Source organism: Parafrankia sp. FMc2 (assembly GCF_041008525.1).
In the GTDB taxonomy this organism is placed as follows: Bacteria; Actinomycetota; Actinomycetes; order Frankiales; family Frankiaceae; genus Parafrankia.
The window spans coordinates 1-1459 of sequence record NZ_JBFLUG010000388.1 but is presented as its reverse complement, the minus strand read 5'-3'; the positions used below and the strand labels follow the sequence as shown (position 1 = coordinate 1459).

At 69.0% G+C, this 1459-nt stretch carries 1 pseudogene; it reads left to right on the top strand.

Annotated features, from left to right (window positions below):
- Window positions 1-230: 230 nt before the first annotated feature.
- Window positions 231-1459, top strand: a pseudogene (locus tag AB1460_RS37460) (IS110 family transposase); the annotation flags it as partial.

Sequence of the window (1459 nt, the reverse complement as noted above, 5' to 3'; positions counted from 1 at the left end):
CCCTACCTTCTTCCTTGGGTCGACTCGGGCCGGTCGTAAGGTCCGGGGGCCCAGGGGTGTCGGGTGTGGCTCTCAGTCATCTGCCGTGCGTGTGGCTTGCGTCGATTGGCCGCCCGGCGCCCCCTCGACGACCCGGCCGCTGATGGAGAATTGCGACCTGATCGCTGCGTAGGGATGAGCCGGCGAGGTCGTCTGTGGGACAACGTGCTGGTCAGAGCAGGGAGACACGGGTGGAACGTGCGTGGGCCGGGGTGGACATCGGCAAGGGACACCACCATGTGGTGGTGATCGACCCCGACGGCGCCCGACTGCTGTCGCGCCGAGTCGGCAACGACGAGATGGCGCTGCTGGAGCTGATCGGCCAGGTCACAGCGTTGGCCGACCAGGTGCGCTGGGCCGTCGACGTCAACACCGGCGCAGCGACGTTGCTGCTGGCACTGCTGGTCGCCCACGGCCAGCAGGTGTTCTACCTGTCCGGTAACCAGGTCAACCGGGCGGCTGACGGCTACCGGGGCGAGGGCAAGACAGACACGAAAGACGCCGCGATCATCGCCGACCAGCTCCGCATGCGCCGTGACCTGTCCCCGCTGCGCGTCGACGACGAGCTGATCGTCGAGCTGCGGATGCTGGTCGCCCGCCGCTGTGACCTCGCCAGCGACCGCGTCCGCCTGGTCAACCGACTGCACGAGCAGCTGCTGGGTATCAGCCCCGCCCTCGAGCGCGCCCTGGACCTGACCAACCGCGGACCGCTGGTCCTGCTCACCCATGTCCAGACACCGGCGGCCGTCCGCCAGCTCGGCACGGCCGGACTCGAACAATGGTTGCGGTCGCAGAAGGTCCGCGGGGCCGCCGCACTGGCCGCCGCGGTCGTGGCGGCCGCGGACTCCCAGCAGGTCACGCTGCCCGGCGAGCAACTGGCCGCGCAGCTCATCGCGGACATGGCGAAGGCAGTGATGTCCCTCGACGAGCAGATCAAGCAGACCGACAAGATCATCGAGGGCCGGTTTCGCCGTCACCGACACGCCACCGCCCTGCTGAGCATGCCCGGCATCGGGATGCTGCTGGGCGCGGAGTTCCTGGCCGCCACCGGCGGTGACATGGCCGCGTTCACCTCCGCCGACCATCTGGCCGGCTACGCCGGCCTGGCCCCCGCCCCACGCGACTCCGGCCGGATCAGCGGCAACCTGCACCGACCCCGCCGTCACCACCGGGGCCTGCAACGCGTGTTCTACACCTCCGCGCTGGTCAGCATCCGCTGCAACGACCAGTCGCGAACCTTCTACGACCGCAAACGATCCGAGGGCAAACGCCACACCCAGGCCGTCCTCGCCCTCGCGCGCCGCCGCGTCAACGTCCTCTGAGCACTGCTCCGCGACAACCGTGCCTATCAACCCACGTCACCGCCCCTCACCACAGTCGCCGCACAGCATGATCCACTTGACAACTTCATTGAGAATCG